This is a genomic window from Rhizobium sp. BK456, from assembly GCF_014194045.1.
Taxonomy (GTDB): Bacteria; Pseudomonadota; Alphaproteobacteria; order Rhizobiales; family Rhizobiaceae; genus Rhizobium; species Rhizobium redzepovicii.
Map to the genome: position 1 here is coordinate 249,922 of NZ_JACIAO010000008.1, position 19,566 is coordinate 269,487.

Sequence of the window (19,566 nt, forward strand, 5' to 3'; positions counted from 1 at the left end):
GGCACGAGACATGCAGATGCGCCGCGGACAGGCGGCGATCGGAATGCGGCAGCCGGCGATCGAGCCGGCAAATTCATCAAAGTCAGGAGGCGGACGGAAGCGTCCGCATATCACCATGGCACGGCAAGAAGCCAACGAGCAGTTTCAGATCACCTCGTTTCTGGATGGCGCCAACGCTGCCTATATCGAGCAGCTTCATGCGCGGTACGAAGAGGACCCGGCATCGGTCGACGATCAGTGGCGCACCTTCTTCAAGGCGCTGGAGGAAGATCCCAGCGATGTGAAGAGGGCGGCCAAGGGCGCTTCCTGGCGCAAGAAGAACTGGCCGCTTCAGGCTGGCGGCGACCTGGTGTCGGCTCTCGATGGCGATTGGGGCATCGTCGAGAAGGTCATCGAAACCAAGGTGAAGGCCAAGGCCGAAGCGCAGGGCAAGCCCGCCGACGGCGCCGACGTTCTGCAGGCGACGCGCGATTCCGTCCGCGCCATCATGATGATCCGCGCTTACCGCATGCGCGGCCACCTGCATGCCAAGCTCGACCCTCTCGGCATCGCCGCTTCGGTCGACGACTATCGCGAGCTGTCGCCGGAGAATTACGGCTTCACCTCAGCCGATTACGACCGCAGGATCTTCATCGACAACGTGCTCGGCCTGGAATACGCGACCATCCGCGAGATGATCGATATCCTCGAGCGCACCTATTGCTCGACGCTCGGCGTCGAATTCATGCACATCTCCAATCCGGAAGAGAAGGCCTGGATCCAGGAGCGCATCGAAGGCCCGGACAAGGGTGTTGCCTTCTCGGCCGAAGGCAAGAAGGCGATCCTCGCCAAGCTGGTCGAAGCTGAAGGCTACGAACAGTTCCTCGACGTCAAGTTCAAGGGTACCAAGCGCTTCGGCCTCGACGGCGGCGAGTCGCTGATCCCGGCTTTGGAGCAGATCCTCAAGCGCGGCGGCCACCTCGGCCTCAAGGAAGCCGTGTTCGGCATGGCCCATCGCGGCCGCCTCAACGTGTTGTCCCAGGTCATGGGCAAGCCGCACCGGGCGATCTTCCACGAGTTCAAGGGCGGCTCCTACGCACCCGACGAAGTCGAAGGTTCGGGCGACGTCAAGTACCATCTCGGCGCCTCTTCCGACCGCGAATTCGACGGCAACAAGGTGCATGTCTCGCTGACGGCAAACCCCTCGCATCTGGAAATCGTCGATCCGGTCGTCATGGGCAAGGTTCGCGCCAAGCAGGATATGAGCGCTACCGTCTGGGACGGCGACATCATCCCGCTTTCCGAACGCGCCAAGGTTCTGCCGCTGCTGATCCATGGCGACGCAGCTTTTGCCGGCCAGGGTGTCATTGCCGAAATCCTCGGCCTGTCCGGCCTGCGCGGCCACCGCGTCGCCGGCACCATGCACGTCATCATCAACAACCAGATAGGCTTCACCACGAACCCGGCCTTCTCGCGTTCGTCGCCCTATCCGTCCGACGTCGCCAAGATGATCGAGGCGCCGATCTTCCACGTCAACGGCGACGATCCGGAAGCGGTGGTCTATGCGGCCAAGGTCGCGACCGAATTCCGCATGAAGTTCCATAAGCCCGTCGTGGTCGACCTGTTCTGCTACCGCCGCTACGGCCACAATGAAGGCGATGAGCCGTCTTTCACGCAGCCGAAGATGTACAAGGTGATCCGCGGCCACAAGACCGTGCTGCAGCTCTATGCGGCGCGCCTCGTCGCCGAGGGCCTGCTGACCGAAGGCGAAGTCGAGAAGATGAAGGCCGACTGGCGCGCTCATCTCGAACAGGAGTTCGAGGCCGGCCAGCACTATAAGCCCAATAAGGCCGACTGGCTTGATGGTGAGTGGTCGGGCCTGCGCGCCGCTGACAATGCCGACGAGCAGCGCCGCGGCAAGACCGCCGTGCCGATGAAGACGCTGAAGGAAATCGGCCGCAAGCTGTCCGAGATCCCGGCGGGCTTCAATGCGCACCGCACGATCCAGCGCTTCATGGAAAACCGCGCCAATATGATCGCCACCGGCGAGGGCATCGACTGGGCGATGGCCGAAGCGCTCTCCTTCGGCGCGCTCTGCGTCGAAGGCAGCAAGATCCGCCTGTCCGGCCAGGATTGCGAACGCGGCACCTTCTCGCAGCGCCACTCGGTTCTCTACGATCAGGAAACCGAGGAACGCTACATTCCGCTCGCCAATCTTTCGCCGACGCAGGGTCGCTACGAAGTCATCAATTCGATGCTTTCGGAAGAGGCCGTGCTCGGTTTCGAATATGGCTATTCGCTGGCCCGCCCGAATGCGCTGACGCTCTGGGAAGCGCAGTTCGGCGATTTCGCCAACGGCGCGCAGGTCGTCTTCGACCAGTTCATCTCGTCGGGCGAGCGCAAGTGGCTGCGCATGTCGGGCCTCGTCTGCCTGCTGCCGCATGGCTATGAGGGCCAGGGTCCGGAACACTCTTCGGCCCGCCTCGAGCGTTTCCTGCAGCTTTGCGCTGAGGACAACATGCAGGTCGCCAACGTCACGACGCCGGCGAACTACTTCCACATCCTGCGCCGCCAGCTGAAGCGCGACTTCCGCAAGCCGCTGATCCTGATGACGCCGAAGTCGCTGCTGCGCCACAAGCGGGCGGTCTCGACGCTTGCCGAAATGGCCGGTGAATCCGCCTTCCATCGCTTGCTCTGGGACGATGCCGAGGTGATCAAGGACGGCCCGATCAAGCTGCAGAAGGACAACAAGATCCGCCGTGTCGTCATGTGCTCCGGCAAGGTCTATTACGACCTTCTCGAAGAGCGTGAAAAGCGCGGCATCGACGACATCTATCTCCTGCGTGTCGAGCAGCTCTATCCGTTCCCGGCAAAGGCGCTGATCAACGAGCTGTCGCGCTTCCGCAATGCGGAGATGGTCTGGTGCCAGGAAGAGCCGAAGAACATGGGCGCATGGTCGTTCATCGATCCCTTCCTCGAATGGGTGCTCGCCCACATCGACGCAAAGTACCAGCGCGTCCGCTACACCGGCCGTCCGGCCGCCGCCTCGCCGGCGACAGGCCTGATGTCCAAGCATCTGTCGCAGCTCGCCGCATTCCTCGAGGATGCATTGGGCGGCTAATACAAGGGGGCGCAAATGGCTTATTTCTTTCTGAGACTGCTGCCGCCGCGCCCCACTTTCCCGCATGACGGGACCGGAGAGGAAATCGCGGCGATGAAGCGCCATGTCGAATACTGGCACCGGCACGCGCTTGCGGGATCGGCGATCGTCGTCGGCCCCGTCTTCGAGGGTGAAGGCGCCTTCGGCATGGCAATCGTCGAAGTCGAGGATCAGGCGGCGGCGCAGGCTCTTGCCGACGGCGACCCGGTCATTGCTTCCGGTTTCGGTTTCCGTTTCGATATCCTGCCGATGCCCTCGATCATCTTGCGGCCGCCCGCCGTCTGAAACGCTTAAAACGAACACACACGAAATCAGGATCTGAACAATGGCCACAGAAATCCGCGTTCCAACTCTCGGTGAATCCGTCAGCGAGGCAACCGTCGGCACCTGGTTCAAGAAGGTCGGCGACGCCATCAAGGCCGACGAGCCGATTCTCGAGCTTGAAACCGACAAGGTGACCATCGAAGTTCCGGCACCCGCTTCCGGCACGCTTTCGGAAATCGTTGTCGCCGCCGGCGAGACCGTCGGCCTCGGCGCACTGCTCGGCCAGATCGCCGAAGGTGCGGTCGCTGCGGCCGCACCGGCTGCTGCTGCACCGGCCGCCGCGCCTGCCCAGCCGGCCGCTGCTGCTCCCGCTCAGCCGGCGCCGGTTGCCGCTGCTGCCGCATCGGCGTCGAGCGCCTCCGTCTCCACCATGCCGCCGGCACCGGCGGCTTCGAAGATGCTTGCCGAAAGCAACCTTTCGGCCGATCAGGTCGACGGCAGCGGCAAGCGCGGCCAGGTGCTGAAGGGTGATGTTATCGCTGCCGTCGCCAAGGGCATTTCCGCTCCGGCTGCAGCACCCGCCGCCGCTCCTGCCGCTGCACGCGGCCCGTCGACGGTCGAGGATGCCTCGCGTGAAGAGCGCGTGAAGATGACGCGCCTGCGCCAGACGATCGCCAAGCGCCTGAAGGACGCGCAGAACACCGCCGCCATGCTCACCACCTATAACGAGGTGGACATGAAGGCGGTCATGGATCTGCGCAACAAGTACAAGGACATTTTCGAGAAGAAGCACGGGGTCAAGCTCGGCTTCATGGGCTTCTTCACCAAGGCCGTCACGCATGCGCTGAAGGAACTGCCGGCGGTTAATGCCGAGATCGACGGCACCGACGTCATCTACAAGAACTACTGCCATGTCGGCATGGCCGTCGGCACCGACAAGGGTCTCGTCGTTCCCGTCATCCGCGATGCCGACCAGATGTCGATCGCCGAAGTCGAGAAGGAACTCGGCCGTCTTGCCAAGGCAGCCCGTGACGGCTCGCTCTCGATGGCCGACATGCAGGGCGGCACCTTCACCATTACCAATGGCGGCGTTTACGGCTCGCTGATGTCGTCGCCGATCCTCAACGCGCCGCAGTCCGGCATTCTCGGCATGCACAAGATCCAGGAGCGGCCGGTGGCGATCGGCGGCCAGGTGGTCATCCGTCCGATGATGTATCTGGCGCTGTCCTACGATCACCGCATCGTTGACGGCAAGGAAGCGGTCACCTTCCTCGTGCGCGTCAAGGAGAGCCTGGAAGATCCGGAACGTCTGGTTCTCGATCTCTAAGGGAGCGCTTTCGATGCGGAACCGGATCATGCGAGCGGCGCGCCTTCTTCTCTGCGCTGCCGCCGCGCATGTCCCGGTCTCCGCGGCGGCGGCCGGCTTGGATATCGGCAAGGCAAGCAGCAATTTCGAGCTGGTGGCGCTCAGCGACGCCGAACTTTCCGGACGGTCGATAGGCGTGATCCATATGGGCAATGTCGAGCTGACCTCCGGGCGCATCGTCGCGGCCGATCCGCTCGCCCAGCCCGATCGTCCGGCGCTCGCAAGAACGGTTGCGCCGGGCGAATATCCGGTGACGCTCTACCAGGCCTTCGGGCGCATCGCTGCCGCCAGCATGCGGTTTGCCGAGGGCAAGCCTGATCATTGGGAGCTTGCCGTCCTGCCCGGCCAGGACGTCGCGACGCTGAAGGACGGCGAGATTTTCGGCTACCCGGTCGATGCCGGCCTCGGCTGTTACATGGATGCCGATACGCTTGAGCTGATCGGAGAGCGTGAAGCGCAGGCGCAGGCGCAAAAACCTGACGCCGATGTCAATTATTACGACGATGTGCTGGCTGCGGACCTTGATGCCAACAAGGGCCGTTATGCGTTGCACCGGCCGATTACCGGCAAGAAGGGCAGTGTCGCGGTGTTCTGGAGCGGCTGGGGCGACGGTTTCTATCCGGTTTTCTGGGGGCTCGACCGGGATGGCCGGGCGCTGGTGCTGCTGACGGATTTCAACGTGGTCGAGAATGCCGACGGGCGGAAGGAACCGAAGCTGCAATGAGCGGGAGTGTCGGGATCACGGCGAGGCGGAAAGGCGTGGCTACAGTCGCCGCCGCTGCGTTTTGCGCCGTTCCGGTGTCCTTGCTCGGGGCGGAATGCAAGCAGGAGCGGGCCGTTTATGTCGATCGCGATGGCGCCTATGAATTGCGCTTTGCACCGCTGAATTCCGCCTCGGCTGCCGCCAGCAACCAGTTCAAAGTCCATGCCCTCAAGACGCCGGTCGTGATGGAAGGCTATGTCATGCCATCCGAAGATCCGGTGCGCGCCATCGGCATTCTGATGTTCAATTGCCCCGAGGGTGATGCGACCGGCGCCGATCTCGATGCCTGCACGGTCTGGCAGGGCGCCGTCTATGGCGTGGATGCCAAGGGGGAGATGGACAATCTGCAGCCGGAAGGGGCCGCGGCGGCCGAAAGGCTGGTGCTGCCCGGCCTTGGCCCTGCCATCCGGGAATCCAGCGCCTGGGGCGAGGGCAAGGCGTCGGTGGCGCCCTGGGATGTGCTGACATTCAAGGAGTGTGCGACATGAGCGATACCCCTGTTGTTCTGGTGACCGGTGGGAGCCGGGGCATTGGCGCCGCTGTCTGCCGTCTCGCTGCGCGCCAGGGCTGGCGTGTCGCGGTGAATTACGCGTCCAACCGCAAGGCCGCAGATGTGGTCGTGGCGTCGATCGTCGAGAATGGCGGCGAGGCGGTGGCGATCGAGGGCGATGTCGGCAAGGCTGCGGATATCGCTGCGATGTTTGCGGCGGTCGACGGCCATTTCGGCCGGCTGGACGGTCTCGTCAACAATGCCGGCATCGTCGACTATCCTCAGCGGATCGATGAGATGTCGGCAGAGCGGATCGAGCGCATGCTGCGCGTCAATGTGACCGGCTCGATGCTCTGCGCCGCAGCGGCCATACGCCGGATGTCGAGCCGGCACGGCGGACGGGGCGGGGCGATCGTCAACGTCTCGTCGATGGCGGCGATCCTCGGCGCGGCGACGCAATATGTCGATTATGCCGCCTCGAAGGCGGCGATCGACACGTTCACCGTCGGGCTTTCGCGCGAGCTCGCTGCCGAGGGCATTCGCGTGAATGCGGTCAGGCCCGGCATCATCGAAACCGACCTCCATGCTTCGGGCGGGCTGCCGGACCGGGCGCGCGAGATGGCGCCGTCGGTCCCGATGCAGCGGGCCGGCACGGCCGAGGAGGTGGCGGATGCGATCCTCTATCTTCTTTCCCCTTCGGCTTCCTATATAACCGGCGCGATCCTCAATGTGAGCGGCGGCCGCTAGAAGACAGGGCATAAAACAGCATGCAGTATATTCTCGAATTTCTCGGCCTGATGGCGGTTTTCTCGATCTTCATCGTCGTGCCGGGGGCCGATTTCGCCGTCATCCTGCGCCAGAGCATCGTGCATGGGCGCCGCGCCGCTGTTATGACCGGGCTCGGCATGGGCTTCTCGCTGCTCTTCCATATCAGCTACACCATCCTCGGCCTCGGCCTGATCGTGTCGAAATCGCTGATGCTGTTTGCGATGATCAAATGGGCGGGTGTCGCCTATCTGGTCTATCTCGGCATCAAGTCGTTCCGCGAGCCGGGCTTCAAGGTGCAGGAGATCGAAGTGACGGCCGAGGACCGCAAGCCGGTCTCGATGCTGAAATGCCTCGGCATGGGTTTCATCACCAATGCACTGAACCCGAAGCCGGTGCTGTTCTTCCTGTCGCTGTTTTCGACGCTGGTGCATCACGACACGCCGGCGCTGATCCAGTTCTCCTACGGCATCGGCATGGCGACGGCGCTGGTCGCCTGGTTTGCCGGTGTCTCCTATTTCTTCACGGTCAAGGCGATCCGTGACCGCTTCATCGCCAGCGGCAAATGGTTCAACCGCGTTACCGGAGCGGCGCTCGTCGGCTTCGGCTTCCGCCTCGCGCTGTCGCGCGCGGCCGACTAATTGAAAAATCCAAAGGGAAAGAAGCAATGTCTTACGATGTGATCATTATCGGAACCGGCCCGGGCGGCTATGTCTGCGCCGTCAAGGCAGCCCAGCTCGGCCTCAAGGTCGCCGTCGTCGAAAAGCGCGCGACCTATGGCGGCACCTGCCTGAACGTCGGCTGCATTCCGTCGAAGGCGCTGCTGCATGCCTCCGAAATGTTCCATCAGGCCGGCCACGGCATGAGCGCGCTCGGCATCGACATTGCGGCGCCGACGCTCAATCTCGGCAATATGATGGCTCACAAGGACGCCACGGTGAAGTCGAATGTCGACGGCGTCGCCTTCCTCTTCAAGAAGAACAAGATCGATGCTTTCCAGGGCAGCGGCAAGATCGTCTCGGCCGGCAAGGTCGCCATCACCGCCGAAGACGGCACGATGCAGGAGATCGAAGGCAAGAACATCGTCATCGCCACGGGCTCCGACGTCGCCGGCATCCCCGGCGTGCAGGTCGAGATCGATGAAAAGACCATCATCTCCTCCACCGGCGGCATTGCGCTGGAGAAGGTGCCGGAAACGCTGATCGTCGTCGGCGGCGGCGTCATCGGGCTCGAGCTCGGCTCGGTCTGGTCGCGCCTCGGCGCCAAGGTCACGGTCGTCGAATTTCTCGACACCATCCTCGGCGGCATGGACGGCGAAGTCTCCAAGCAGTTCCAGCGCATGCTCGCCAAGCAGGGCATCGATTTCCACCTCGGCGCCAAGGTCACCGGCGTCGAAAAGGGTGACAAGGGCGCCAAGGTCACGTTCGAGCCGGTCAAAGGCGGCGACAAGGTGACGCTCGATGCCGAAGTCGTGCTGATCGCCACCGGCCGCAAGCCCTATACGGCGGGGCTCGGTCTTGAGGAGGCTGGTGTTGCGCTCGACAATCGCGGCCGCGTCGAGATCGACGGCCACTTCAAGACCAACGTCGCCGGCATCTATGCGATCGGCGACGTGGTCAAGGGCCCGATGCTGGCGCACAAGGCGGAAGACGAAGGGGTGGCGCTGGCCGAAATCCTCGCCGGCCAGCATGGCCACGTCAATTATGACGTCATTCCGAGCGTCGTTTACACCCAGCCGGAGATCGCCTCGGTCGGCAAGACCGAGGAAGAGCTGAAAGCGGCGGGTATCGCCTATAAGGTCGGCAAGTTCCCGTTCACCGCGAACGGCCGTGCGCGCGCGATGCTGGCGACCGACGGTTTCGTCAAGATCCTCGCCGATAAGGAAACCGACCGGGTGCTCGGCGGCCATATCGTCGGCTTCGGTGCCGGCGAGATGATCCACGAGATCACCGTGCTGATGGAGTTCGGCGGCTCTTCGGAAGATCTCGGCCGCACCTGCCATGCGCATCCGACGATGTCGGAAGCGGTGAAGGAAGCCGCACTCGCGACCTTCTTCAAGCCGATCCATATGTAATCTTAAAGCGCGTCGCATCAAACTTGATTCATGCGACGCGCTTTAGCTCTTTGTTTTGATGCATGTCGTTATCCCGCAACCGCTGCTTCCGGGCGACATGCATTAGATAATCGTAACAAAGCATACAGCCGCTTGCCGCGAGGCAGGCGGCTGTTTTGGTTCTATTGCCTGCCGCCCGACAAGCTGGCCGCGACAGGCGCAGGGAGGTTCAGTCGAAAAAGCCCGCATCCTCTTCGCTCAGATATTTCCTGGCCCCTTCAGCGTCGATGTCGAGGCCCAGCCCTGGCGCTTCCAGGAGGTCCACCATGCTGTCCTTCACGATTTGCGGCGGCAATCCGATTACCAGATCCTCCCACCAGGGGTCGGAGGCGCTCGGGTACTCGAACGCGACGTAATTTGCCGGCAACGTGGCGCAGACATTGATCAGCGCGCCGAGGCCCAGCAGGCCGTTGGCAGTGCCGTGCGGTGCCATCAGGATCGAGTGCATATAGGCGTGCTCGGCGACCCATTTGAGCTCGGCAATGCCACCAATATCGGCTGGATCGGGGCCGATGACGCGTACCGCCTGCGTCTCGATCAGTTCCTTGAAATTGTGTCGCAGATAGATCTGCTCACCAGTGTGGATGGGCGTCGAGGTGGAGGTTGTCAGTTCCCGATAGGCCTGCGGATTGACCCACGGCACGTAGTCGCCAGTCAGCATGTCCTCGAGCCACATCAAATTGTACTTTTCGACCGCGCGGGCGAATTTGATCGCGTCGGGCAGCATCCAGCCGGGACCGCAGTCGAGCGCCAGGCTGACTTTGTCGCCGAGCACTTCCTTCATGGCGATCACGCAATCGAGCATGTGATTGAAACCGCGCTCGCTGATCACGCCATGATCCATGGCGCCGTGATAGCCGGCCTTCTTCTGCGTTACGCCGTAGTGGAAATCTTCGATGGTGTCCTTCATGTTGGAGTGGAACGAGATTCCTTGCTTGATCATGAAGAAGTTCTGCGGCTGCTCCATCATCCACTTGACGTCGGCGGCGTAATCCTCCGGCCGGTCGCCCGTGCGTTTCCTGCGAACAGAGCCGTTATAGACGCGCACCTTGTCCCGCACCTTGCCGCCGAGCAGTTTGTAGACGGGCACACCGGCGGCCTTGCCGGCAATATCCCACAGCGCATGCTCAATCGCGCTCACCGCCGCGCCATAGGGCTTGAAAGAGCCGCGTTGGCGGATCTTCAGCATGACTCGCTCGACGTCGGTCGGGTCCTCGCCGATCAGCGCGTCGCGAAAATGCAGCACCCAGGGCTTCAGATAGGACTTGGTGAATTCGACTTCGCCCAAGCCGTAGAGGCCCTCGTCCGTGACGATGCGGACGATCGGGTGTTTGCCGATGACGGCACAGCGGAGATCGGTGATCTTCATCTTCGGTTCCTTTTCGCCTCAGCTCCAGGTGCGGTCCCAGGAATACTCATCGTCCCAGTGGTCGGTAGGCTGCCATATGGCGGCGACACCCGGCTGCAGATGCTGCGAGATCACCTCGTCGACGACGTCGTCAATCCCGAGGCCCGGTTTGTCCGGAACTGTGATGAAGCCGTTTTGCACCATCGGCTTCGGAAGGCCGGTGACGATATCGTCCCACCAGTCGACATCGGCGGAATGGTATTCGAGCGCCATGAAATTTTCGGTCGCGGTCGCGACATGTGCCGCGGCCATTGCCGCGATCGGACTTTCCGCCATATGGATGGCCATGGCGACGCCGCGGTCCTGCGCCATATCGCCGATTTTCTTGGTCTCGAGGATCCCCCCGCTGGTGAGCAGGTCCGGGTGGATAACGGAGACGCCGCCGCTCTTGAGAAGAGGCTCGAAGCCCTCCTTGAGGTAGATGTCCTCGCCGGTGCAGATCGGCACCGTGGTGGCGTCCTGCAGTTGTCGGTATTGCTCGGTATACTGCCATGGGATCACATCCTCGAGCCAGGCCGGCACGTATTTTTCAATTCGCCTGGCAAGGCGAATGCCGTTCTGCATCGAGATATGGCCGATATGGTCGATCGCGAGCGGCACATCCATGCCGATGACCTCGCGAACCTCGGCGATGTATTGTTCCAGCAGGTCGAGGCCCTTGTCGGAAAAGTGAAGGCCGGTAAACGGGTGCTGGACGTTATGCAAATCGTAGGCAGCATTGCGGACGCGCCGCTCTTCAATAGTTTTCAGCGGCCCGCGATTGGGAGGATCGCGGTATCCTTCCAATGAGCCGGCAGGAAACACGACCGCCCCGGGCACATCCGCGATCTGCATCAATCCCAAATCCATCTTGAGAAAGGTGAAGCCGAGCTCCATGCGCTGCTTGAGGCGCTTACCAGTCTCGGTGCCGCTCGGTACGGCGGCGTCGGTATCGCAGTAGACGCGCACTTTCTCCCGAAAACGGCCGCCGAGCATCTGATAGATCGGGACGCCATATGCCTTGCCGGCAAGATCCCACAACGCGATTTCAATCGCCGATACGCCGCCGCCTTGCCGGCCGTGCCCGCCGAACTGCTTGATCCGGCGAAACAGTCGGTCGATGTTGCATGGGTTCTCGCCAAGCAACCGGCTCTTCAGCATCAGCGCGTAGGTGGCGCTGGCGCCGTCGCGCACCTCGCCAAGCCCGACGATGCCTTGGTTGGTGTAAATCTTCAGCAGCACCGAGGTGAACGGCGCGCCGACGATTTCGGCGACCCGCATGTCGGTGATGCGAAGGTCGGACGGTTTGGAATGCGTGTTCACCCGATTGAGCGCCTCGTCGGCTCCATCTGCCTCTGGCATGATTTATCCTCGTTTTGGTCGGGCGGGCTCGCTGCCGCGCGAGTTGGGCGGCGGATAGCGTTGCTAGTCCAGCTCTATCTCGTGGTTTTGAAGGTAGTCGCGGTTCATTTCGACGCCGAGACCAGGCTTGGGCGTAAGCTTGAGGCTGCCGTTCGAAACATCGAGCGGTCTGTCGATGAGGTGATCGTATTTGCCCAAGTTCCAATCCGACGTTTCGAGTTTGTAGAAGTTAGGAACGGTCATCATCACCTGCGCTCCCGCAACCACGTTGATCGGCCCTGCGGCGTCATGCGGCGAGACCGGGATGTAGTAGGCTTCGCATAGGGCGGAAATCTTCTTCAACTCAGTAATGCCACCGGTCCAGGTGACATCCGGCATGATGTAGTCAGCGAGCTTGTTTTCGAGCACCGGCACGAAATCCCACTTCGTGTGGCCGCGCTCGCCCCACGAGATAGCGGCGCTGACCTTCTCACGAACCTGCCTCAGAGCGTTGAGGCTCTCCGGTGGACAAGGCTCTTCGAACCAGTCGATCTGACCAGCTTCCTCTAGGCTCCGGCAAAGGCGAATGGCGGTGGGAACGTCGAACCGGCCATGCGCATCGATGAGGATGTCGACATCGGGCCCCGCCGTTTCGCGGATGAGGGCCGTCAGTTCGGCGGCTTCGCGCTCATCCTTGCGGGTCATGCTGCCATCGAGGTAGCCGTCCCGCTGTTCGCGAGCCTGTCCATCGGCAGTGCGGCCTTGGTGGGGGAAAGGATCGAACTTGAGCGCCGTGTGGCCGGATTCGACGATGTCTCGAATTTCGCGGATCACCGCCTCATTGCTGGTAAATTTGGCCTGGTTGGGGTGGGTGTAGAGCGTAATCTCATCGCGTACCGGCCCGCCCAACAGCTCGTAAATCGGTTTACCCAGGACTTTGCCCCGGATGTCCCAGAGGGCTATGTCGATGGCGCTCACGCATTCGACCGCGGCGCCGCGACTGCCCATGTAGGTGAAACTGCGGAATATCTTGTGCCACAGATACTCGATACGCGCCGGATCCTCGCCTGTCACAGCAGCACCGATCTGCCGCAGGATCGTGCAGAGGGCGCGATTGGCGAGCCTAGTCGTGGTGGTGATTTCTCCCCAGCCGCTCACCCCCTCATCGGTCGTCACTTCGACGAACAGAAACTCTCCCCAATAAGAAGCATCGGACTTGATCAGCCACGGCCGAACGTTGGTGATTTTCATCTCAACTGCCTTTGTCTGAAGTGGTCGGGATAACGATATTCCGGGCGATCTTTTTATCCTGCCCGAGCGGCGTTCCGCGCACGCATGTGTTCGAGGATGTGCCGGCCGGAGCCTTCGACATGGCGTGCAATGAGTTCGCCTGCCTCGTTCGCATTTCCCGCTTTGACATGCGCGATGAGCTCGCGATGCTCGCTCAGGATCGCGGCACGACGGGCGAGCGTGAAGTTGAAACGCCGGCTCACGGCTCGAAGCACTTCGCGATGCTTCCACCAGAGCTCGGCGGCATGGCGGTTGTAGTGCCTTTGGTACATGACGGTGTGAAAGGCGGTGTCCAGCTCGCTATGCCTGAACGTGTCGGCGAAGTCGTTCTCTTCAATCAAGTCTTGGATGCGTTCGAGTTCAGCAATGTCCTCGACGGTGGCCATATTCACGAACCATCGCGTCAGTGCCGGCTCGATCAAGACTCCTATCTCGTAGATGTCCCGAACAAAATCCTGATCTATGGGCCGGACGCGGGCTCCGCGGTTGGGGACGAAGGTGACAAAGCCCTCCCCGCGCAACAGTTGCAGCGCCTCGCGCACGGGGTTGGTCGAGGTGCCGTGGCGCCGGGCGAGATCGGTAACCACAAGCCGTTCGTTGGCAGCAAGCCGCCCTTCGATGATGTCGTCCCTGATCAGCTGATAGAGCGAGGCACCTTCGCTGGAGGCCCCGATCGCGTCGATCCCTTCGGGTGGCTGCGCTCTAAATTCACTTGTTTCGGCCAAAGCTGTCCCCAATCAATACATGTATTCCTTCGATATCACGCAAGGTTTATGCAAACAATGTACGATTTCTCCAGTTGACAGGCAATCTATCATCTGAAAACGTATGATCTGTCCAAAGAGATACATTGGCCGAAAACGTCCCGCAGCCAATGAGCAAAGACCGCTCGCCTCGACGCAGAGCGGCACGGGGAGAACCTGGAGGATACCTATGACGAGGATTTCACTCGGTGGTGCCATCCTGCGCGGCACTGTTTCCACTGCTTTGATGGTATCGTTGCTGTCCGCGTCGGCGCTGGGAGCGCCGGTCGACCTGAGCAAGTGGTCGCCGGAATATGTGCGCTCCATTGCCGGCACGCAGGATTTTGACACGGCGGCCGATTGCGGCAAGGTCACCCCGCTCGACTATAAGGGGCGACTGACTTTCTGGTATCAGGGCGTGTTCGAGGGCGATCCCGATCTCCTGCGCCAGTATTACAAGGAGTTCTTCGAGACCTTCCGCAAAACCTATCCGAACATCCAGCTTGAGGAGCAAGCCCTCACTTATAACGACCTGCTGGATAAGTTCCGGACCGCGCTCCTTGGCAATGCAGCGCCCATGGCGGTCCGCCTGCAGATCCTGGGTGGCACCGAGTTCGCCTCGAAGGGCTATTTGCAGCCGCTCAAACCCGAGGACGTAGGCTATTCGACCGAGGATTTCTGGCCCGGCGCAATGAAGGCTGTAACCTGGGATGGGGTAACCTACGGCATCCCGACCAATAACGAGACGATGGCGTTCATTTGGAATGCCGACATCTTCAAGCGTGCAGGCCTCGATCCGGACAAGGCTCCGGCAACTTGGGACGACGTCGTCAAGGATTCCAAGCAGATCCACGACAAGCTCGGCATTGCCGGTTACGGCCTCGTGGCTCGCAAGAATGCCGGCAATACGCCGTACCGCTTTATGCCGCAGCTGTGGGCCTATGGCGGTGGCGTCTTCGACGAAGCGACCGCCAACCCGACCTATAAGGAGGTCGAGCTCAACAGTCCGCAGAGCAAGGCGGCATTGCAAGCCTCCTACGATATGTATGTTCGCGACAAGTCGGTTCCGGTTTCGGCGCTCACCAACCAGCAGGCCGACAACCAGCCTCTTTTCCTCGCCGGCCAACTCGGGATGATGATCTCGCACCCGTCCGACTACAACGTCATGCTCGACCTGCAGAAAAAGGCGACGGATACCGACAAGGACAAGGCGCAGACGGTAATCGACAATATGCGCTACGGCCTGATTCCGACTGGCCCCGACGGCAAGCGTGCGGTCGTGTTCGGCGGCTCCAACATTCACATCCTGAAGCCCGAATATGTCGAGGGCGGCAAGGTAGACGAGCCGGCTGCAAAGGCGATCATCTGCATGTGGACGAGCCCGGAATGGTCGCTGAAGATGGCCTATGCCGGCTCGAACCCGGGAAACCTCAACGGCTTCAAGACCAAATGGATGAAGGAACGTCTGGATAATATCAAGTTCCTCGATGTCACGACCTCGATGCTGCCATACGGCATTCCGTTCCCGGCGCTGCCACAGTCCCCCGAGATCATGAACATCATCGTCCCGGATATGCTGCAGAATGCCCTGACCGGGGCCATGACCGTCGACCAAGCAGCCGACGACGCAGCCAAGAAGGTAAAAGACCTGATGGACGGCGGACTCTAGTCGAAGCCAGGCGATCTGACCGGCTGCCGACCGCAGCCGGTCTGTTCCAAAGAACAAGGGCGCGGCATAGTGACGATCTTGACTGGCAAGGCCGAGGCTCTCCGAAGACCGCAACCCGATAGGTCCGGCGTGCTGCGAAAGATTTGGGAGCATCGGGCCGACTACGCCTATGTGCTTCCTGCGATCGCGGTGATGCTCATCGTCATAGCCTACCCTATCTATTACACGATCGAGCTGTCGTTCTTTAACACACCGCCTGGCCTGCAGCTGCGGGACAAGATTTTCATCGGCTTCGACAACTACGTTTCCATCCTCACAAGTCCGGTGTTCTGGAAGGTCACCTCGAACACGCTTATCTGGACAGTGGGATCGACGTTCATCTCATTTGTCCTGGGGTTTGGCTGCGCCCTGGCGCTCCATCGTGACTTTGTCGGCCGTGGCATTCTGCGCGCCGTCCTGATCATTCCCTGGGTCATCAGCGCGGTCGCCGCGTCCTATATCTGGAAGTGGATCTACCATTCTGACTTCGGGATCATTGGCGCGGTGCTGGTCGGTCTTGGATGGGCCGACCGGCCGCCGAATTTCATCGACAGCGTAAGAACGGTGCTGCCCTCGCTGATCGTCGTCAATATCTGGCGAGAGTTTCCGTTTGCCATGATCATGATGATGGCTGGCCTGCAGACGGTTCCCGACCAGTTGTTGCGCGCCGCGAAAGTCGACGGAGCCAATGCATGGCAGCGGTTCTGGCATGTCACCTTTCCGCACTTGAGAAACGTCTCGACGGTGACGATCCTTCTGCTGGCAGTGGCCAACTTCAATTCTTTCATCATTCCCTGGATCATGACCGGCGGCGGGCCGTCGAACGCATCGCATATCTGGATCACCCACATTTATGAACTAGCCTTCGGCCGCCAGCGCTGGGGGGTGGCATCGGCCTATTCGGTGCTGCTGTTCCTGATCCTGATGTCGCTCGGCTACTTCTACGTTCGTGCGCTGAGCGGCAATGAGCAGAAGGGCGGAAGCGAATGAGCGCGATTGTCGAGACTGCTCATCGAGGCCACACGCGTCGCGGTATGCGCATCGATGGATGGCGGTGGAGCGGACGCATCTTCCTTGTGTTCATGCTGCTTTACACTGCATTGCCGATGATCTGGATGCTGATCACCTCGATCAAATCCGGCTTCGCGGCCATGCAGTTCCCGCCGCAGTGGTGGCCGGACCAACCCACCCTCGCCAGCTACCAGAAGCTGCTCGATCCGCAGAACAGCGTCGGCCAGGACTTCCTGCGCTTCTTCTGGAACAGCCTTTTCGTCTCCACAGCTACGACTATCCTTTCGGTGATCGTGGCGGTTCCAGCGGCCTACGCGTTTTCTCGTTTCACCTTCCCTGGCCGGAACTTTCTGTTCTTCGCCGTCTTGCTCCGCAACATGTTTCCGGCAGTAATCTTTCTCGTGCCGCTCTTCATCCTGATGCGCGCAATCGGGCTGGTAAACACGCATGGGTCGCTCGTCCTCACCTACCTCACATTCGGCCTGCCGCTGGCAATCTGGCTCCTCAAAGGCTTCTACGACAATATCCCGGTGCAGCTCGAGCAGGCGGCACGCATCGACGGGGCAACGCGGTTCCAGGCGTTTTTTCTGATCGTCATGCCGCTCTCGGCGCCAGGAATCATCGCCACGGCGATCTATTCCTTCATTGGCGCGTGGAACGAGTACATCTACGCCTACACCTTCCTCTCCAAGAACGAGCAGTTGACGCTGCCGGTCGGCATCCAGCGCTTCTTCTCGGAAAATACAACGGACTTTCCGGGCCTGATGGCGGCCAGCTTCTTGATGAGCGTGCCCGTGGTGGTCCTGTTCCTCGTCCTGCAACGATATTTCGTACGGGCGCTTACGGAAGGCGCTGTCAAACACTAGGGGAGTTGCCGGTGGCCCACGTGGTCCTTCAAGATCTGGTCAAGACCTATGGCAGCTTCAAAGCTGTCAACAATGTTTCGCTGACGGTCAACGACGGCGAATTCGTCGCGCTCGTCGGCCCTTCAGGCTGCGGCAAGACCACCACACTCAATCTCGTGGCCGGGCTGATCCCCATCACATCCGGCGACATCGTCATCGGCGACCGCGTGGTCAACGACCTCGACCCCAAGGACCGCGACATCGCAATGGTGTTCCAGAACTACGCGCTCTATCCGCAGAAATCGGTCTACAAAAATCTGGCGTTCCCGCTGCAGATGCGCAAACTGCCAAGGGACGAGATCGACAAGAAGGTCAAGGAAGCAGCACGCGTGCTCGACATGACGCAGCTGCTCGAGCGCAAGCCGCGCGAACTTTCGGGCGGGCAACAGCAGCGTGTGGCGCTCGGCCGGGCCCTCGTTCGCGATCCGGCGGTATTCCTGATGGATGAACCACTCTCCAACCTCGATGCAAAGCTGCGCGTGCAGATGCGGTCGGAGATCAAGCGTTTCCACCAGGATCTCCAGGCGACAATCATCTACGTGACGCACGACCAGCTCGAAGCGGTCACCATGGCCGACCGGATGGCGGTGATGAACGGCGGCTACCTGCAGCAGTACGATTCGCCGGCGCAGGTCTTTGCCCATCCGGTGAACATGTTCGTCGCCAGCTTCGTCGGCAGCCCGGCGATGAGCCTTGTTCCGCTCGAGGCATCGACTGCAGGCGGCAACACCGTGTTGACCAGCGCGGAGGGCTGGCGCCTCGAGCTCTCGCCAACCAATGCCCGGAAGGTCGAAAGGGCAACAACCAGGAAAGTCGTGCTCGGCGCACGTCACTCGACGATCAAACTGCACAAGAGTGCGATGCCTGGAAGCATCCCCGCCAAAGCCTACACCGTGGAGCCGACCGGAGACGTCACCTTCGTACAGGCGTTCCTATCCGGCGCCATCGTCAATGTCAGCGTGCCGCCAACCGTTGCCGTCGCGCCCGACGAACAGATTTGGCTCGAGTTCGATCAGGAGCGAATGCATCTGTTCGACGGCGAAACAGAAATGGCCCTCAAGGCCAACTGAGGCCCAGCGGATGCGTGTGAAAAACGAGAGCGTAGATGACGACGAAGCTTAAGATCACGGCGATCAAGCCCTATCCGGTATGGGTCGGAACGCGCAACCAGATGCTGGTCAAGGTCGAGACCGACAGCGGCATCTTCGGCTGGGGCGAGAGCGGCTTGAGCGGTCGCGAGAAGGCCGTGACCGGCGCCGTCGAGCATTATCGCGAGTTTCTCATCGGCCGCGATCCGATGCAGATCGGTCGGATCTGGCAAGAGGTTTATCGCAGCCAATACTTCGAAGGCGGGCGTGTCCTGCAGGCAGCGATTTCAGCCATCGACATTGCCCTTCACGACATCAAGGGCAAAGCGCTTGGGGTGCCGGCCTACGAACTGCTGGGCGGCAAGCAGCGCGACCGCATTCCTACCTTCGCCTCGACCGGTGACGAGGCCGAGGGCGAGGTAGCCATCGAACGAGCCCGCGAACTACGCGCACAAGGGTGGCAGGCGATCCGTTTCTTCCCCATCGGGCAAAACAGCAAGGACATTTTCGAGCCGCGGGAGTCGATCGGCGCGACCGCAGCAATGCTGAACAAGGCGCGGGAGGCGCTGGGCGACGACGTCGTCCTCGGCATCGATTATCATCATCGGCTGTCGGTGGCAGAGGCGGCGAGCTTCTGTAACAAGCTCGGTCGTGGCGTGCTTGATTTCCTCGAGGAGCCGATACGAGACGAGGCACCCGAGGCCTACGAATCCCTGCGCACGATGACCGACATCCCGTTCGCCATCGGCGAAGAATTTGCCAGCAAGTGGCAATTCCTGCCTTACATCGAGCGTGGCATCCATCAGTTCAATCGGCTCGATGTCTGCAATGTCGGCGGGCTCACCGAAGCGATGAAGGTCGCAGGCTGGAGCGAGGCGCACTATGTGGACCTGATGCCGCACAATCCGCTCGGCCCGGTCTGCACGGCCGCAACCATCCATCTCGCCGCCGCGGTGCCGAATTTCGCATGGCTCGAGACAAGGGCGCCCGAAGCAAAGCTCGGCTTCGATAATTCCGACTTCTTCCCCGTGCAGCCACGGCTCGACGGTCCCGACTATCCGGTCAGCGATCTGCCGGGGCTCGGCGTCGAGGTCAACGAAGAGGCGATCAGGGCGGAGAGCTTTCGGTTCTGGGAAGCGCCGCATCTGAAGCGCCGCGATGGTTCTGTCACAAACTGGTAGTTTCACCCACCG

General features: G+C 61.3%; 17 protein-coding genes. 13 read left to right on the forward strand and 4 right to left on the reverse strand.

Annotated features, from left to right (window positions below):
* Positions 1-115: 115 nt before the first annotated feature.
* From FHX03_RS22850 to lpdA, 8 genes are read left to right on the forward strand one after another with little or no spacing between them, the layout of a single operon-like run.
* Complete coding sequence (locus FHX03_RS22850) at positions 116-3,100, forward strand: 2-oxoglutarate dehydrogenase E1 component (RefSeq protein ID WP_097625140.1); 2,985 nt, start codon at positions 116-118, stop codon at positions 3,098-3,100.
* Positions 3,101-3,115: 15 nt separating this feature from the next.
* Positions 3,116-3,424, forward strand: a complete 309-nt coding sequence (locus FHX03_RS22855; protein WP_097624910.1) for a YciI family protein — start codon at positions 3,116-3,118, stop codon at positions 3,422-3,424.
* 40 nt (positions 3,425-3,464) lie between these two features.
* Positions 3,465-4,730, forward strand: a complete 1,266-nt coding sequence (odhB, locus tag FHX03_RS22860) for a 2-oxoglutarate dehydrogenase complex dihydrolipoyllysine-residue succinyltransferase (protein WP_097624909.1) — start codon at positions 3,465-3,467, stop codon at positions 4,728-4,730.
* 13 nt (positions 4,731-4,743) lie between these two features.
* On the forward strand, positions 4,744-5,493 hold the full coding sequence (locus tag FHX03_RS22865) for a DUF4241 domain-containing protein (protein ID WP_183778379.1): 750 nt from the start codon (positions 4,744-4,746) through the stop codon (positions 5,491-5,493).
* Positions 5,490-6,020 (forward strand): hypothetical protein, encoded by a 531-nt coding sequence (locus FHX03_RS22870; protein ID WP_097624907.1) that lies wholly within the window; start codon positions 5,490-5,492, stop codon positions 6,018-6,020. Before FHX03_RS22865 ends, FHX03_RS22870 begins: the two co-directional genes overlap by 4 nt.
* Positions 6,017-6,769: an SDR family oxidoreductase gene (locus tag FHX03_RS22875; RefSeq protein ID WP_097624906.1), complete on the forward strand. Its 753-nt coding sequence runs from the start codon at positions 6,017-6,019 to the stop codon at positions 6,767-6,769. Before FHX03_RS22870 ends, FHX03_RS22875 begins: the two co-directional genes overlap by 4 nt.
* Positions 6,770-6,789: 20 nt before the next feature.
* Positions 6,790-7,428: a LysE family transporter gene (locus FHX03_RS22880; RefSeq protein WP_097624905.1), complete on the forward strand. Its 639-nt coding sequence runs from the start codon at positions 6,790-6,792 to the stop codon at positions 7,426-7,428.
* Between the two features lie 26 nt (positions 7,429-7,454).
* On the forward strand, positions 7,455-8,861 hold the full coding sequence (lpdA, locus tag FHX03_RS22885; protein WP_097624904.1) for a dihydrolipoyl dehydrogenase: 1,407 nt from the start codon (positions 7,455-7,457) through the stop codon (positions 8,859-8,861).
* A 208-nt stretch (positions 8,862-9,069) separates the two neighbouring features.
* On the opposite strand, the gene FHX03_RS22890 is transcribed toward lpdA, so the two are convergent.
* The 4 genes from FHX03_RS22890 to FHX03_RS22905 all read right to left on the reverse strand — a co-directional run bounded on the left by FHX03_RS22890 (position 9,070) and on the right by FHX03_RS22905 (position 13,643).
* Positions 9,070-10,269, reverse strand: a complete 1,200-nt coding sequence (locus FHX03_RS22890; protein WP_183855574.1) for a mandelate racemase/muconate lactonizing enzyme family protein — start codon at positions 10,267-10,269, stop codon at positions 9,070-9,072.
* 18 nt (positions 10,270-10,287) lie between these two features.
* Positions 10,288-11,649 carry a mandelate racemase/muconate lactonizing enzyme family protein gene (locus FHX03_RS22895; RefSeq protein ID WP_183855576.1) on the reverse strand — a complete coding sequence of 454 codons (1,362 nt, stop codon included), beginning with the start codon at positions 11,647-11,649 and terminating at the stop codon, positions 10,288-10,290.
* Between the two features lie 63 nt (positions 11,650-11,712).
* Positions 11,713-12,879: a mandelate racemase/muconate lactonizing enzyme family protein gene (locus FHX03_RS22900; protein WP_183855577.1), complete on the reverse strand. Its 1,167-nt coding sequence runs from the start codon at positions 12,877-12,879 to the stop codon at positions 11,713-11,715.
* Between the two features lie 53 nt (positions 12,880-12,932).
* The gene (locus FHX03_RS22905; RefSeq protein ID WP_183855579.1) at positions 12,933-13,643 is read right to left on the reverse strand and encodes a GntR family transcriptional regulator; all 711 of its coding nucleotides are present in this window, start codon (positions 13,641-13,643) and stop codon (positions 12,933-12,935) included.
* Between the two features lie 208 nt (positions 13,644-13,851).
* Between FHX03_RS22905 and FHX03_RS22910 the strand changes: the two genes are divergently transcribed.
* From FHX03_RS22910 to FHX03_RS22930, 5 genes are all read left to right on the forward strand, one after another.
* The gene (locus FHX03_RS22910; protein ID WP_183778369.1) at positions 13,852-15,330 is read left to right on the forward strand and encodes an ABC transporter substrate-binding protein; all 1,479 of its coding nucleotides are present in this window, start codon (positions 13,852-13,854) and stop codon (positions 15,328-15,330) included.
* Between the two features lie 69 nt (positions 15,331-15,399).
* The gene (locus tag FHX03_RS22915) at positions 15,400-16,359 is read left to right on the forward strand and encodes a carbohydrate ABC transporter permease (protein WP_097624898.1); all 960 of its coding nucleotides are present in this window, start codon (positions 15,400-15,402) and stop codon (positions 16,357-16,359) included.
* Positions 16,356-17,246: a carbohydrate ABC transporter permease gene (locus FHX03_RS22920; protein WP_183855581.1), complete on the forward strand. Its 891-nt coding sequence runs from the start codon at positions 16,356-16,358 to the stop codon at positions 17,244-17,246. The genes FHX03_RS22915 and FHX03_RS22920 overlap by 4 nt, the downstream gene beginning before the upstream one ends.
* Positions 17,247-17,257: 11 nt before the next feature.
* On the forward strand, positions 17,258-18,355 hold the full coding sequence (locus tag FHX03_RS22925) for an ABC transporter ATP-binding protein (protein ID WP_097625139.1): 1,098 nt from the start codon (positions 17,258-17,260) through the stop codon (positions 18,353-18,355).
* Positions 18,356-18,390: 35 nt separating this feature from the next.
* Positions 18,391-19,554 (forward strand): mandelate racemase/muconate lactonizing enzyme family protein, encoded by a 1,164-nt coding sequence (locus tag FHX03_RS22930; protein ID WP_097624896.1) that lies wholly within the window; start codon positions 18,391-18,393, stop codon positions 19,552-19,554.
* Positions 19,555-19,566: the final 12 nt, after the last annotated feature.

Coding starts and splice junctions, on each gene's coding strand:
- FHX03_RS22855 (WP_097624910.1), top strand. CDS start 3,116: ATGGCTTATTTCTTTCTGAGACTGCTGCCGCCGCGCCCCACTTTCCCG.
- FHX03_RS22850 (WP_097625140.1), top strand. CDS start 116: ATGGCACGGCAAGAAGCCAACGAGCAGTTTCAGATCACCTCGTTTCTG.
- FHX03_RS22900 (WP_183855577.1), bottom strand. CDS start 12,879: ATGAAAATCACCAACGTTCGGCCGTGGCTGATCAAGTCCGATGCTTCT.
- FHX03_RS22880 (WP_097624905.1), top strand. CDS start 6,790: ATGCAGTATATTCTCGAATTTCTCGGCCTGATGGCGGTTTTCTCGATC.
- FHX03_RS22865 (WP_183778379.1), top strand. CDS start 4,744: ATGCGGAACCGGATCATGCGAGCGGCGCGCCTTCTTCTCTGCGCTGCC.
- FHX03_RS22890 (WP_183855574.1), bottom strand. CDS start 10,269: ATGAAGATCACCGATCTCCGCTGTGCCGTCATCGGCAAACACCCGATC.
- FHX03_RS22930 (WP_097624896.1), top strand. CDS start 18,391: ATGACGACGAAGCTTAAGATCACGGCGATCAAGCCCTATCCGGTATGG.
- FHX03_RS22875 (WP_097624906.1), top strand. CDS start 6,017: ATGAGCGATACCCCTGTTGTTCTGGTGACCGGTGGGAGCCGGGGCATT.
- FHX03_RS22910 (WP_183778369.1), top strand. CDS start 13,852: ATGACGAGGATTTCACTCGGTGGTGCCATCCTGCGCGGCACTGTTTCC.
- FHX03_RS22870 (WP_097624907.1), top strand. CDS start 5,490: ATGAGCGGGAGTGTCGGGATCACGGCGAGGCGGAAAGGCGTGGCTACA.
- FHX03_RS22920 (WP_183855581.1), top strand. CDS start 16,356: ATGAGCGCGATTGTCGAGACTGCTCATCGAGGCCACACGCGTCGCGGT.
- FHX03_RS22895 (WP_183855576.1), bottom strand. CDS start 11,649: ATGCCAGAGGCAGATGGAGCCGACGAGGCGCTCAATCGGGTGAACACG.
- odhB (WP_097624909.1), top strand. CDS start 3,465: ATGGCCACAGAAATCCGCGTTCCAACTCTCGGTGAATCCGTCAGCGAG.
- lpdA (WP_097624904.1), top strand. CDS start 7,455: ATGTCTTACGATGTGATCATTATCGGAACCGGCCCGGGCGGCTATGTC.